The organism is Planctomycetia bacterium, from assembly GCA_021413845.1.
Lineage (GTDB): Bacteria > Planctomycetota > Planctomycetia > Pirellulales > PNKZ01 > PNKZ01.
The window spans coordinates 16,938-30,853 of the sequence record JAIOPP010000034.1 but is presented as its reverse complement, the minus strand read 5'-3'; the positions used below and the strand labels follow the sequence as shown (position 1 = coordinate 30,853).

Here is a 13,916-nt window from a genome sequence, read left to right as displayed (position 1 = left end):
CGTTTCGGCTACTCATACGCCCGCCGTTTTTCGAACGGCGGCGTAAACAGACCCGATTCCCGTCGTTTTCCGCGCAAACATGCCGAGCGGCTTCTCCTCACCTTCGCAGACTTCTCCTCGTTCGATCGGGCTCGATCGCGCGTGGAGATTTGCACAGGTCGCTCTCCAGGTTATTGCAGCGGCGATGCTCATCATCGCGCTCGGCACAACGACGACGTTCGGTCAATCTCGCGCCTCGGGCACCACGCTCAAGGCCCCGCCGAAAACGCTCCCCGTCGCCATCGCAAAGCCGATCGCTACGCCTCCGGCCGTTGCAACTCCATCCGCTACAGTTCCAACCACTACGGCTCCATACACTAAGGTCGAACCGATCGTGCCTCGCTCCAGCTTAGGAGCAGCGACGAACGCGCGGCTTCCCAACACAGTCCGCGAGAACCTCGACGCGGCGCGAGAGATTCCGCGGCGCCTCTTCGCACCCGCGGCTTCGTCGCGCGTGCAGCCGCCGCAAGTCGATCCGTTTTCGAAAGGACGTCCGCTCATCTCGGAGACGGTTCCGGCGACTCCTCCGATCCTGACGACGACGCCCGCTCCGATCACGCTCGGCACCGACGACGACGTCTTCATCGAAGCGCCGCACGACGGCTATTTCGGCGATTCCCGTTTCCCTTACGATCCGAACGCCTACTTGGATTGGACGCCGCAATTTCTGCCGGCAGGATTGATCTATCGGTCTTATTTGGCCGGCGTCAAAGAGTCGCGCATGGCGACCGTGTTCGAGCACGACAAGCGAGCCGGTTGGATGTGGGACATCACGCTCGGCGGGCGGGTCGGCCTGTTTCGCTACGGGTCGACGAACCCGATTCGGCCGGAAGGTTTCGAGGTCGACGTCGAAGGTTCCGCGCAGCCAAGGCTCGATCTCGAAAACAACGAGGATCTCCAATCGGTCGACTTCCGAGCCGGCCTGCCGATCACCTACGGCATCGGTCGCTGGGCGACGAAAGCGGCCTTCTACCACATCAGCGCTCATGCCGGCGACGAATACATGGTCTCGCATCCGACGTTTCAACGCATCAACTACGTTCGCGATGAATTCGTACTCGGCCAGTCGTACTACATTACCGACGACTTACGGCTGTATGCGGAGGCCGGTTGGGCCTTCAACGCCGACGTGGCGAAGCCGTGGGAGTTTCAATTCGGGGCCGATTACAGCCCGTTGGCCCCGTCGAAGCGCGGCTCGCCGTTCGCGGCGATCAACGGCTACATTCGCCAAGAGCAGAACTACAGCGGCAACTTAGTCGTGCAGGCCGGTTGGCAATGGCGCCCGTGGAACGAAGGGAAACTCCTTCGAGTGGGGCTGCAATACTACAACGGCAAAAGCAACCAGTTCGAGTTCTACAACGTGAACGAGAACAAAGTCGGCCTAGGAATTTGGTACGACTTTTAAGCCCGGCGACAAGCTCGGTGCAACGCCACGCTTGCGGTTTCGCGAACCCGCAAGCGTGGCAGCGAAACGTCTTCGCAACGCTCTAGTTGTTGGAACTCTACGAGGCGAGCAACAAGCGCCCGGGCACTTGCAGATAATTCTTCACTTCGTTGAGGAAGCGAGCCGCGGTGGCGCCGTCGATCAGGCGATGGTCGTACGACAAGCTGAGCGGCATCATCAGGCGAATCTCGATCTTGTCGTTCACCACGACCGGCATGTAGCGCGACCGCCCTAAGAGCAGAATCGCGACTTCCGGCTGACTGATGATCGGCGTCGAATAGGTGCCGCCGATGGCCCCGAGGTTCGAGATCGTGAACGTGGCACCGCTGACATCGGCCTGCCCGAGCTTGTTCACTTTCGCCTTCTCGGCGATTTCGGCGACGGCACCGGAGATCGCCGGGATCGACAATTGATCGACGTCTTTGATCACCGGCACGACGAGCCCGCGCTCGGTGTCGATTGCGCAGCCGAGGTTGACGTAGTCCTTGTAGATGATCGTCTCGTTCTTCAGATCGAGCGAGGCGTTCAAGTTCGGGTGCGCCTTGAGCGCCATCGCCACGGCTTTCATCACGAACGGCAACATCGTGAGCTTGCCGGCCCCCTTGGCCTCGGAGCTTCCCTTGCGCATCCGATCGAGTTCGGTGATGTCGGCGTCGTCGAAGTTCGTGAGCGCCGGGATCGTGAGCGAAGCGGTCATCGCGCCGACGATCGCCTTTCGCGTGCGCGACATCGGTTGCGTGCGGATCGGGCCGTGCTTGTCTTCGCTCGGCGTCCCTTCGCCGCCGGCGGCCGGCTTGGCACCGCTCTTCGTAGTACCGGCGGCCTTCACCGGGGCCGACGTCGACTTGCGAACCGAGGCGATGATGTCGTCGCGCGTGATGCGACCGCCGGGACCGGTTCCTTCGACCCGAGCCAAGTCGACGCCGAGTTCGCGAGCGAGCCGGCGAGTGGCAGGGCCGGCCGGGGCCGCGGTTCCTTCGTGGTCTTCTTCGGCCGCGGCCGGCGCGGGAGCCGGGTCCGTCACCGGCGAAGGCTTCGTTTCCGGCGTCTTCACTTCCGCTTGCTTTGCCTCGGCCGGGGCGGGCTTCGGAGCTTCCGCCTTAGGAGCCGGGGCCGCTTCGGGCTTCGGCGCAGGTGCCGCGGGCTTCGCAGCCGGAGCACCGCCGGCCGACGCTTCGATCGTGGCGATCGTGCCGCCGACCTTGATGGTGCCGCCGGCCTTCACGAAGAGCTTCGAGATCGTGCCGGCCGATGGGCTCGGAATTTCGACCGTCGCTTTGCCGGTCTCGACTTCGATGATCCCTTGGTTCGCCTTGACGACGTCCCCTTCCTTGACCAGGACGTTGATGACGTCGCCGGAATCGATGTTTTCACCGAGGTTGGGAAGCTTGAAGTCGATGGCCATGAACGGGCGCTCCACAGTCGAAAAAATAGTGCAGGCGTAAAGATGTCGAACGAAATTGCTTTACCGAAGCCGGACGCCGCGACGACGCACGCTGCGACTCACGGCCGGCGACGACGCAGACCTAAATCGAAACCGGATTCCCCTTCTCGGGATCGATTCCGAGATCCTTAATCACTTGCGGCAATTTCGCCGCATCGAACTTTCCTTGCTTCGCGAGACGAGTAAGCGCGGCGAGCGTCGTGCATTCCGCATCCACTTCGAAGTGACGACGGAGACGTGCGCGGCGATCGCTTCGGCCGACGCCGTCGCAGCCGAGCACGTAGTAATCGCCCGGCACCCAAGGTTCGATCTGTTGCGCGACGAGGCGGACATTGTCGCTGGTCGAGATGAACGGACCGGTTTCGTCCGCCAACAATTTTTCGACGTACGACTTCTTCGGCGTCTCGCTCGGGTGGAGCAGGTTCCAATGCTCGCAGTCGTTGGCTTCGGTCCAGAGGGTCTTGTAGCTCGTGACGCTGTAGACGTTGCTCGACACGCCGTACTTCTCGGCTAAAAGCTTCTGCGAATCGAGCGCACAGCGGAGGATGGCTCCGCTGCCGAATAACACGACCTTCGGCGCGCCGCTGCCGGCGTCGACCGAGGAAACTTTGTACATCCCCTTGATGATGCCTTCTTCGACTCCGGCGGGCATCGCCGGCATCTTGTAGTTTTCGTTGTGGAGCGTGATGTAGTACATCACCTCTTGGTCGCGCTCGTACATCTCGCGCATGCCGTCGAGCACGATCGTCGCAATCTCATAAGCGTAGGCCGGATCGTAGCAGCGGATGCCCGGGAACGAAGACGCGATCAAATGGCTGTGGCCGTCTTGATGCTGCAAGCCTTCGCCGTTCAGCGTGGTGCGGCCCGCGGTTCCTCCCATGAGGAAGCCCTTGCACTTCATGTCTTGGGCCAACCAGATCGAGTCGCCGATGCGCTGGAAACCGAACATCGAATAGTAGACGAAGAACGGAATCATGTTGATTCCGTGCGTCACATACGACGAACCCGCGGCGATGAACGACGCCATCGAGCCGGCCTCGGTGATCCCTTCTTCGAGGATCTGGCCGTCTTTGGCTTCCTTGTAGTAGAGGAAGTTATCGCTATCGACCGGCTCGTAGAGTTGGCCGGCGTGAGCGTAGATGCCGCATTGCGAGAAGAGCGGATCCATGCCGAATGTGCGCGACTCGTCGGGGACGATCGGCACGATGTACTTGCCGATGTTCTTGTCTTTCAAGAGCCGCGCGAATTGCTTGACGAAGGCCATCGTCGTCGAGACTTCGCGATCGTCGCTCGAGGTGAACGAATCGGCGAAGTTCGAGTTCGGCGGAATGATCGACTTCGGTCGCTCCTTCGAGCGGATCGGCACCGGACCGCCGAGCGCTTCGCGACGCTCGCGGAGATACTTCATCTCCGGGCTGTCTTCTGCCGGCTTGTAGAACGGCGCCTTCACGACGTCTTCATCCGAAATCGGAATCCCGAACCGCGAGCGGAACTGAATCAATTCGTTCTCGTTGACCTTCTTTTGGTTGTGCGCAACGTTGCGACCTTCGCCCGCTTCGCCGAGGCCGTAGCCCTTGATCGTCTTAGCGAGGATCACGGTCGGCTTGCCGTTCTTGTTTTCGGCGGCCCACTTGTAGGCGGCGTAAACCTTCTCCGGGTCGTGCCCGCCGCGGCGCATGCTGTTGATCTTTTCGTCGCTCATGTGCGACACCATCTCCAGCAACTCCGGGCTCTTGCCGAAGAAGTGCTCGCGAATGTAAGCCCCGCCGCTGACGACGTATTTTTGGTACTCGCCGTCGACGACTTCGCCCATCCGCTCGACGAGCGCGCCGCTGTGATCTTTTTCGAGGAGTGCGTCCCAATCGTCGCCCCAAACGACCTTAATGACGTTCCAGCCGGCGCCGCGGAAAGCCCCTTCGAGCTCTTGGATGATCTTGCCGTTACCGCGCACCGGGCCGTCGAGCCGTTGCAAGTTGCAGTTGATCACGAAGATCAGGTTGTCGAGCTTTTCGCGCGAGGCGAGCGTGATCGCGCCGAGCGATTCGGGCTCGTCGCATTCGCCGTCGCCGAGGAACGCCCAAACCTTTTGGTTCGTAGTATCCTTCAAGCCGCGATCGGCGAGGTATTTGTTGAAGCGAGCTTGATAGATCGAATTGATCGGGCCGAGACCCATCGAGACCGTCGGGAACTCCCAAAACTCCGGCATGAGCCAGGGATGCGGATAGCTGGAGAGGCCGCCGCCCGGCGCCAATTCATGTCGGAAGTTGACGAGTTGCGCTTCGCTCAAGCGTCCTTCGACGAAGGCACGCGAATACATACCCGGCGAGGCGTGACCTTGAAAGTAGACTTGGTCGCCGTCGTAGCCGTCGCCTTTACCGCGGAAGAAGTGGTTGTAGCCGATTTCGTACAGCGTGGCCGAGGAGGCGAAGGTGCTGATGTGCCCGCCGGGCCCATCGGGGCCGACCTTGTTGGCGCGAACGACCATCGCCATCGCGTTCCAACGGATAATGCTCTTGATGCGGCGCTCGATCTCGCGGTTGCCCGGGAAGACCGGTTGCTTGTCGACCGGGATCGTGTTGATGTAGGGAGTGGTCGCCGAGAACGGCAGGTCGACGCCGTGGCGATGTGCCGCCACCGACAATTTCGACATCAGATACGCCACGCGCTCCGGACCTTTGGTCTCTAGCGCATACTGAAGCGACTCGAGCCATTCGGCCGTCTCCGCCGGATCGCTATCGCCGCTGACCGGCGTCGAATCTACCTGCGACATACTCGAACTCCCCAGTTTTGATCTTCTCGGCGAACTTCTTCGAACCGCGGCTTACATGGCCGATCGATGCCCGAAAACTTCGCGCTGTTCGGTCGCGCGGGAAACGCGCAACCTACTTTTGCATATCCGTTTAACACTTCCCCGCGTCGGTATTATTTCCCGCCCATCGATTGCCGTAAAGGTCTGACCGTTTGTTAGCTTCTTTACGCGGTTTTACCTCGCCGATCGCCGCTGCCTCAAAGCCGCTGCGAACTACTGCTCCTGTCGGTCACGCCGCGGCTTATAGATCTCGGTAGCGAGACCGAGATACACTTCTCCGGCAAAGGCCACCGTTTCGCTCAGCGTCGGGTGTGGATGAATCGAACGGGAAACGTCTTCCACGGTAGCCCCCATTTCGATGGCTAAGACCGCCTCGCTGATCAGATCGCCGGCATTCGACCCGACGATTCCGACCCCGAGCACCCGATCGGTTTGCGGATCGACGATCATTTTCGTCATCCCTTCGGTCCGGCCGAGAGCTTGCGCCTTGCCGCTCGCCGCCCAGGGATAGCGCGCGATTTCGACCTCGCGGCCTTCCTTCTTCGCTTGGTCTTCCGTGAGGCCGGCCCAGGCCACTTCCGGATCGGTGAACACGACGGCCGGAATCGCCAACGCATCGAACTGCGCGGCGGCATCGCCGTGGATCACTTCGACCGCGGTGCGACCTTCGTGCGAAGCCTTATGCGCCAGCATCGGTTCGCCGGCGACATCGCCGATCGCGAAGATCTTCGGGTCGGCCGTCCGCTGCTGTTTGTCGATCTTCACGAAACCCTTCTTATCGATCTCGACCTTCGTCTTCTCCAGACCGATCCCTTGGCTGTTCGGCTTCCGCCCGACGGAGACCAGCACGCGGCTGAAGCTTTCGGTTCGCTTCGCGCCGTCGGTGGCTTCGAACGTCACGTCGATGACGTCGTCGCGCTTCGCCATCGAAGCGACTTTCGTTTCGAGATAAATCCCGGCAAACAGCTTTTCGAGCCGCGCCGCGAGCGGTTTCACCAGATCGCGATCGGCCCCCATGAGCAAGCCCGGCAGCAACTCGACGACCGTAACCTTCGAGCCGAGATGGGCATAGACCGACCCCATCTCCAGGCCGATGTACCCGCCGCCGACGACGAGCAACGACTCGGGGATATCCTTCAACTCCAGAGCGCCGGTCGAATCCATCACACGGTCTGTCCCGAGATCGAACGCCGGAATCTTCGCCGGCGTGCTGCCGCTCGCGAGCACGCAATGGTCGAAGGTCAGCGTGTTGTCGGCACCGGTGGCGATCTCGCCCCCTTCGAGCCGCAAGGTCGTGGAGTTCTCGAACACTCCCTTCGCGTGGATGACGCGCACCTTGCGCTGCTTCGCGAGCTGCTTGAGCCCGCCGGTGAGCGTGCCGATCACCTTCTCTTTGCGAGCGCGAACGGCGTCGACGCTCACCTTCGGCTTCTCGAAGGCGACCCCCCAATCGGTCATCTCGTGCGCTTCTTCGATCACGCGGGCCACATGCAGCAGGGCCTTCGAGGGGATGCACCCGCGCAGCAGGCAGGTGCCCCCGAGGCGAGGGTCGGCCTCGACGATCGTGACTTCCATCCCGAGGTCGGCCGCCAGAAAAGCCGCGGCATATCCGCCCGGCCCGCCGCCGAGCACAACCACATGGCTATGCATGATTTACCTGATTGATCAAGTCGCTCAAAGTTTCCCACCTAACATCGGCCGGAAAGCCTCTCATCTTAATCTGTAACGGAGGCGATCGACCAGGGGGAACGCCCGGATCGCGTCGATCGTTCGGCCGCGGCCGATCGTAGGTATTACGCAGCGTGATACTCGCCGCGAAGAACATAGTCGCCCTTACGATTCTGCAAGAACGTGCGGCGGCGGTCGGTGGGCGGTAGTCACCAGCCTGTCGAGGACCTGCGGCACGTTAGTCGGCGGCGATCGCTTTCGACCCGAGCGCTTCGCGCAGCGGATCGATCGGGCCGGCGCTGAACCCGAGATGCAGATGCCGTCGCCAGCCTTCGGCATATTCGCAACGGCCACCCGACAGCTTCCCCACGCCGCGCATCAGTTCTTGCATCGAATGGAGATACGAATCCATCCCTTGGCTTTGGTCGAGCCAGAGCTTCTGGCTGCGATGCGCCGCGAGCATTTCCGTCTTCAACGGGATCTTAGTCCCCACGTCGACGAACAACTTCGGCACGATCGGCCCATAGAGAGGATCGGTATTGCCGTGCGGCTGCGCGTGGTAAACCGCGACGTCGTCGTAATAGGCCGCCGTCGGCGGATCGCAAGGGAAGTTCGGCATGCAGCGCGCGAAGGCCGCGGTCGTGGCGAGGCGGCAGGTGTTCGTATGATCTTCCATGTAGTCGACGGGCGAGTGCGTAAGCACGATCGCCGGCCGCACCTCGCGCACGATCGCCGTGAGCCGAAACAAAGTCGGCCGATCGTACATCACCTCCATATCGTTCACGAGACTTTCGTGCCAAGTGAACCCGGCGATCCGACACGCCTCGCGCGCTTCTTCGCGCCGCATCGCGATCAACTCTTCACGACCATACACGGTCGACCCGCAACAACCGTTGGCGACGTTCATGTAGTGGACGTCGTAACCGACATCCTGCAACAACGACAACGTACCGGCCATCACGATTTCGATATCGTCAGGATGCGCAGCAATCGCAAAAACGGAGGACATGGGAGGATTCAGGGGTCGGGGGACAGGGGTCGGGGGTCGGTATCAGAGGTCAGCAGTGCGGTCGCTTATTTGGATAAGCAATGGAGTTAGTTTCGGAGCTCAGTCAATTCATCACCTGATCCCCGACCCCTGACCCCCGACCCCTTCCTAATGCATCTCCGAGTCGCAAGACCCGATTCCCGGCGTGTAAAAATTGAACTGCACGTTCGGGTGGTCGGCCAAGAGCGACATCGGCACCGAAGAGTCGGCCAGCTTCTTCGAGATCATCAAGCTCGTCAGCCGGAGGCCGAACGGGTTGTCGTGGTGCCCGTAGTGCCAAATGGAAACCTTTTCCGACTTCCATGTCTCGACCGGCCCGACCGTCAGCGCTTGTTGCGGCACGTTCGTCACGACGCCTCCGCCCGAGGTCCGCGCGTTCTGAATGATCGTCATCGGATGTAAGTCGACGATGCGCGTGCCGAGTTTGCGATATTCTTCCGGCGTCGGCGGCGCGTCTTTGTATTTCCCTTCGCGCTTCGCCGGATCGTTGAACGCCCAATGCTTCACTTCCCCTTGGCCTCCTTGCATCACGATGCAACGGGCCCGATCGTAGCTCGCCGAATATTCGCGCGCGTCGACTTTCGGGAAATGGATATTCTCCTTCGGCATCCTCAACTCGGGCCGAATCCGATCGAAACACAGATCCATATCGGCCTTCGCGAAGCTCAACGGGAAATCGATCGGCGCTTCTTTGCCGTCGAGCACCCATTCGTCCATGCCCCAAAAATGGCAATGTTTCAGGTCGAGTTCGAGTTCGTTCACCAATCGCGCAACGAGCGGCAACTGCTCGGTCGGCCCGATCGGCCCGCAAATTCCGGCCGGCCGCTCCGGCGTCGCCTGCTTCCACGCGGTGATATATTCGAGCGCTTCAGCCAGATAAAAATCTTCGCGCGTCTCGTAAAACTTAATCGCAAAGCCGGGCCGGGCGAGCTTCGCCAAGTCGGCAGGCGTGAGCCGGGCCGCCTCGTCCAAGATGTCTTTATCGAGCGTCGTGTAGTCCCACCAATCGGCACTGATCTTCGATAGCGGTCGCATGCCTCGCGGTCTCCCGATACGATTATGTTGCGGCGAGCCGCAAACGTACCATATCGCCACGCGCCGAGAAAGGTTTCTGGCCGTGGCCCAAACCCTTCTCCCACGGGAGAAGGTGGCCGAAAGCCGGATGAGGGGCAGACGCGCTCCCAACCTCAAGACAATCAGTCACGCGCGTACTCAGCAACACGAACGATTCCCCATGCAAGTCACCGTACTCGATCGCATCCTCGAACTTCTCGCTGCCGACGGTGCATCGTTCCGCCGCCTCGACCACGAGCCGACCCGCACGTCGGAAGAGTCGGCCGCGGCCCGCGGCGAGCCGCTCGACGTCGGCGCGAAGGCGATCTTGCTTAAGACCGACGACCTCTTCCGCCTCTTCATTCTCTGCGCCGATACGCACCTCGATTCCGCCGCCGTCAAACGTCGCTTGAACGTAAAAAAGACACGCTTCGCCACGCCGGAAGAACTGCTCGAAAGAACCGGCTTAGTTCCCGGCAGCGTCCCACCCTTCGGCGAGCCGATCCTCCCGTTCGAGATCTATGCCGATACTATGATCGGCGTAAGAACCGACCGCGTGGCCTTCAATGCCGGCTCGCTGACGACCTCGATCGTCTTAGGGGCGAGCGATTGGGAACGGCTCGCGAAGCCGACGCGATTTGACTTCGCCAAGCCATCTGAAAAGTAGCGGGCGCGCTCCACATGTCGTAGCCGGATCGAACGGCAATCAGGACGTCCGGCGGCACGTCCGATCGATCCCCAAGGCACTCCTACCTGCCTTCCGGTGGCATTTCGTTCGTAGTTTAACGGGATTTTGAGCGCCTGATCGGAATTGCGTGAGATTTCTCCCTTCGGTATTGACAATGACTATTCTTTTGCAATAACACATCACATGCAATTGTGTTGCGTTTGCAGATTACTTGTCGTTACCGGAGAAGAACCTATGAAGATGCCATCCCGATCTCGTCCGTCGGTTCGCCGTGCTCTCACGTTGGTCGAGCTCGTCGTCGTCATGGTGATCTTGGCCGCCGTGGCCGGAATCATCCTGCCGCTGTTGCCGAATATGATCACGCGGGCCCATACTTCGACGGGAGCCACGAACGTCGGCGAGCTTGCCAAGGCCCTGCAGACGCATGAGGCGATCTACCTATCGTCGCCCAACAATTTCGACTCGCTCGTGACGACCCCGGCGGGAACCATCGCGACGTACGTTCCCGGCAATACGGGCTTCGATCTGACGACGATCCCAGTGCCGACCCAAGAGACGATCGACTCGCTCAACGCCGCGGGAATTAAGACGGTGGCGCAAATGGTCGTCGCGACGACCGGCGACTTCAACCCGACGTTCTATCCCTACGGCAACAGCACGGCGACGCTGCCGACCGTGACGACGATCGGCACGACGACACCGCTGGCGGCGATCACCGGCGCGGCGGCGCTGCGCAAATTCTCGCTGCCCGTCGATGGGACCTATGTCGTGTTCGGTGCCGGAAGCCGCACGACGATGCAAGGCAAGACGCTACAAGAAGCCCCGGTGCATTTCTCCGACGAAGGAACCTCGGCTCCGAACTTGGCTTACTCCCGTTTCGGCATCGTCTATCAAACCGCCACGGCCGGCGGCAGCCCGCTCGATCGCGCGCGCCTGATCGGCATCGTGGCGTTCCATCCGGACGGCATCGTGACGCTCAACGACCACCTCGCCGAGTTCTGGAACTCAAACAAGAACTAACGAAAAGGGGACATTCTACTTTAATGATTAAAGTAGAATGTCCCCTTAAATCGAATCGTTCCCTTAAATCGTTTCCAGCGGGCCGACGACGACGGTCGTGTTCTTCGTCAGCGGCCATTTCTTCACGACGGCCGCCAGATCGGCCGTCGTGATCCTGTCGACCGCTTCGAGGTCGTCGTGGATCGTGCGGTATTCGCGGCGTTGCATCCAATTGCCGCCGATGTTGAAGAGCCGGCCGCGGGGTCGTTCGCCCGACAACACGACGCGCGAGTTGAGCTTGCTCTTCGCTTGCGCGAGTTCGGTTTCGGTCACGCCGCCGGCTTCGACGTCGGCATAAATCTTCGCGAGGCGCTGCAAGTTGTCGGCCGCCAACTCCGGGTCGCACGCCAGATATCCGATGAACGCTCCGGAACCTTGGCCGTCGTGATGCGAGAGGCTCGCGCTTTCCGCCAAGCCGGGATCGACGATCTCCCAGAAGAATCGACTGCCGCTGTCGTCGCCGAGAATGACGGTAAGAATCTTCGCGGCATACCGATCGGCGTCGGTCGACGAAGGGGCATCGGCCACTTGAATGACATATTCTTGCGTCGACTTCGGCTTATGCAACACCTGAAACTTGCGCTCGCCGACGGCCGTCGTAATGTCGCGCTCCGTCTCGATGCGCTGCCAGGCGTGGCAGTAGCGATGCACGTCTTCGACCAGCTTGTCGAAATCGATCTTACCGGCCGCGGCCACCATGATGTTCGTCGGCGAGTAGCGGCGCTCGAAGTAAGCCCGCATCGCGTCGACCGGCAACGCTTCAATGCTCTCGACCGTGCCGAGCACGCTCCGGCCGAGCGGGTGCTTGCCGTAATGCAGCGACCGCACGAGGTCGTCGGCCCCGAACGGCGGCTGATCGAGGTACATCCGAATCTCTTCGACGATCACTTTCTTCTCGGTGTCGAAGTCTTCGGTGCGGAGCGACGGGCGGAGCATGTCGGCCAGTAGTTCCGTCGTGCGGCCCTGATATTCGGGCAACACCGAAGCGTAGTACACGGTTTGCTCTTCGCTCGTGAAAGCGTTGTAATCGGCCCCGAGCGCATCGAACTCAAGGTTCACTTGCTCGGCCGTGCGTGTAGGAGTTCCTTTGAACATCATGTGTTCGAGGAAGTGGCTCACGCCGGCGACGTCGTCGGTTTCGTCGCGCGCACCGGTTCGCACGAAGAAGCCGAGCGAGCTGCTGCGGGCCTCGTCGTTCACTTCGGCGACGATCTCGAGCCCGTTGTCTAAGACTTGCTTACGGAATTGCACCGGCTTGCGCGCAGCCGACGCATTGCTTACCGACACGGGTTGATTAGCCGACACTAGGCACCTCCAAAGTCTTCTGACCAAGCGTGACGATCGTGAAGTCGCGCGGCGGGTTCTGAACGAGATAGTCGTTGATGCTTTCGGCGGAGAGGGTGTCGACGAGCGTGCTCACTTCGTCCAACGTCCGTACCCGGCCGAGCAGATACCAATCGCGGGCCATCGACGAACTGCGCGACGAACTCGATTCTTGTTGCATGATGAGGCCGCTCTTGATGCGCGCCTTGAGTCGTTCGAGCTCATGCTGCTCGACGCCGAGCGCCAAGCGGCGCAACTCGCCGAGCATCACGTCGAGCGTTTCTTGCGCACGTTCGGCTGTCGTGCCGGAATAGCAAAGCACGGCTCCGCGATCCTTCAACGTCGCCTGAGAAGCATAGACCGTGTAGCAGAGGCCACGTTTCTCGCGCACTTCCGTGAACAAGCGAGAACTCATGCCGCCGCTCAAAACGCCGACCGCTCCCCAAGCCTGAAAGTAGTCGGGGCTTCGATAAGGGACGCTGTCGTAGGCCACGGCGATGTGCGTCTGGTCCGATTCATGCGCAATGTGATTGCGTCGCACGGAGCGCGGCGTCTCTACGATCGGAGCCGCGTCGACCGGCGACCAATCGCCGAGCAACTCGCCGACCGTGTCGCGCACTCGCGGCCAATCGATCTTCCCGGCGACGCTGATGATCGTGCCGTTCGGGCGAAAGCATTTTCGGTACTGCGTTTGAATTTCGGCGATCGAGATCGATTCCAACGCAGCCCGTTCGCCTTGGCTGCGGCGCCCCCAGGGGTGAGGATAGTGGAGCTTGCGAAGTTCCTGCATCACCTTTTGGCCCGGCTCATCGTCGACGCCGCTGAGGTCTTGCAGCGCACCGAGCCGGGTCATCTCCAGCTCGTCTTCCGGCAGATGGGCCCGGCGCAGCACATCGGCGTAGATGCCGAGCGCGGGCAACAAGTTCTTGGCAAGGGTCGCGCCACTATAGCCGGCCAGCGCATCCGTAACCGATTCACCGCGCTCGACGCCGAGGTTGTCGAGATCGTCGACGAACTGCCGGCTATCGCGTTCGCCGGCGCCGCGCAACGTCATGTCGACCATCATCACGCCGAGCCCTCCACGGCCGTCGGGCTCATAAGCGCACCCGCCGGGGACACGGATCGTGAAGGCGGCCGACTCCAGCGAGCGCATCGGCTCGGCAAGCAGCACTAAGCCGTTCGGAAATTCATGCGTATGGATGGTTTGCGCGAGATCGGCAGCGGGCGACGGAGTGGTAACGGCCATATTTCGATTCTGCGGGGTGAGGCGACGACCGAGGCGATGCGGACAATCGCAAGGGTATCGGCGATGCTCTCGCGAGGCAACCTAGTCTCGCGGTC

General features: G+C 61.2%; 10 protein-coding genes. 3 read left to right on the top strand and 7 right to left on the bottom strand.

Annotated elements, in window-relative coordinates; genetic code table 11:
* Positions 1-184 precede the first annotated feature (184 nt).
* Positions 185-1,444 carry a DUF1207 domain-containing protein gene (locus K8U03_07290; GenBank protein ID MCE9604693.1) on the top strand — a complete coding sequence of 420 codons (1,260 nt, stop codon included), beginning with the start codon at positions 185-187 and terminating at the stop codon, positions 1,442-1,444.
* Positions 1,445-1,541: 97 nt separating this feature from the next.
* Here the strand turns inward: K8U03_07290 and K8U03_07285 are convergent, their stop codons facing one another.
* From K8U03_07285 to K8U03_07265, 5 genes are all read right to left on the bottom strand, one after another.
* The gene (locus K8U03_07285; GenBank protein MCE9604692.1) at positions 1,542-2,888 is read right to left on the bottom strand and encodes a 2-oxo acid dehydrogenase subunit E2; all 1,347 of its coding nucleotides are present in this window, start codon (positions 2,886-2,888) and stop codon (positions 1,542-1,544) included.
* A 121-nt stretch (positions 2,889-3,009) separates the two neighbouring features.
* A complete protein-coding gene (aceE, locus tag K8U03_07280) occupies positions 3,010-5,697 on the bottom strand; it encodes a pyruvate dehydrogenase (acetyl-transferring), homodimeric type (GenBank protein MCE9604691.1) in 2,688 nt (895 codons plus the stop codon).
* Positions 5,698-5,949: 252 nt separating this feature from the next.
* Complete coding sequence (gene lpdA, locus K8U03_07275; protein ID MCE9604690.1) at positions 5,950-7,386, bottom strand: dihydrolipoyl dehydrogenase; 1,437 nt, start codon at positions 7,384-7,386, stop codon at positions 5,950-5,952.
* Between the two features lie 256 nt (positions 7,387-7,642).
* A complete protein-coding gene (locus K8U03_07270; GenBank protein MCE9604689.1) occupies positions 7,643-8,413 on the bottom strand; it encodes a PIG-L family deacetylase in 771 nt (256 codons plus the stop codon).
* 147 nt (positions 8,414-8,560) lie between these two features.
* Positions 8,561-9,487: a glucosamine-6-phosphate isomerase gene (locus K8U03_07265; protein MCE9604688.1), complete on the bottom strand. Its 927-nt coding sequence runs from the start codon at positions 9,485-9,487 to the stop codon at positions 8,561-8,563.
* Between the two features lie 199 nt (positions 9,488-9,686).
* On the opposite strand from K8U03_07265, the gene K8U03_07260 reads away from it, so the two are divergent.
* A complete protein-coding gene (locus tag K8U03_07260) occupies positions 9,687-10,172 on the top strand; it encodes a hypothetical protein (GenBank protein MCE9604687.1) in 486 nt (161 codons plus the stop codon).
* 255 nt (positions 10,173-10,427) lie between these two features.
* The gene (locus tag K8U03_07255; GenBank protein MCE9604686.1) at positions 10,428-11,213 is read left to right on the top strand and encodes a type II secretion system GspH family protein; all 786 of its coding nucleotides are present in this window, start codon (positions 10,428-10,430) and stop codon (positions 11,211-11,213) included.
* A 63-nt stretch (positions 11,214-11,276) separates the two neighbouring features.
* On the opposite strand, the gene K8U03_07250 is transcribed toward K8U03_07255, so the two are convergent.
* Complete coding sequence (locus K8U03_07250; GenBank protein MCE9604685.1) at positions 11,277-12,503, bottom strand: insulinase family protein; 1,227 nt, start codon at positions 12,501-12,503, stop codon at positions 11,277-11,279.
* A gap of 43 nt (positions 12,504-12,546) precedes the next feature.
* Positions 12,547-13,821 (bottom strand): insulinase family protein, encoded by a 1,275-nt coding sequence (locus K8U03_07245; GenBank protein MCE9604684.1) that lies wholly within the window; start codon positions 13,819-13,821, stop codon positions 12,547-12,549.
* Between the last annotated feature and the right edge of the window lie 95 nt (positions 13,822-13,916).

Bases quoted from the DNA above. Each gene is read 5' to 3' on its own strand.
- K8U03_07290 (MCE9604693.1), top strand. From the start codon at position 185: ATGCTCATCATCGCGCTCGGCACAACGACGACGTTCGGTCAATCTCGC.
- K8U03_07285 (MCE9604692.1), bottom strand. From the start codon at position 2,888: ATGGCCATCGACTTCAAGCTTCCCAACCTCGGTGAAAACATCGATTCC.
- aceE (MCE9604691.1), bottom strand. From the start codon at position 5,697: ATGTCGCAGGTAGATTCGACGCCGGTCAGCGGCGATAGCGATCCGGCG.
- lpdA (MCE9604690.1), bottom strand. From the start codon at position 7,386: ATGCATAGCCATGTGGTTGTGCTCGGCGGCGGGCCGGGCGGATATGCC.
- K8U03_07270 (MCE9604689.1), bottom strand. From the start codon at position 8,413: ATGTCCTCCGTTTTTGCGATTGCTGCGCATCCTGACGATATCGAAATC.
- K8U03_07265 (MCE9604688.1), bottom strand. From the start codon at position 9,487: ATGCGACCGCTATCGAAGATCAGTGCCGATTGGTGGGACTACACGACG.
- K8U03_07260 (MCE9604687.1), top strand. From the start codon at position 9,687: ATGCAAGTCACCGTACTCGATCGCATCCTCGAACTTCTCGCTGCCGAC.
- K8U03_07255 (MCE9604686.1), top strand. From the start codon at position 10,428: ATGAAGATGCCATCCCGATCTCGTCCGTCGGTTCGCCGTGCTCTCACG.
- K8U03_07245 (MCE9604684.1), bottom strand. From the start codon at position 13,821: ATGGCCGTTACCACTCCGTCGCCCGCTGCCGATCTCGCGCAAACCATC.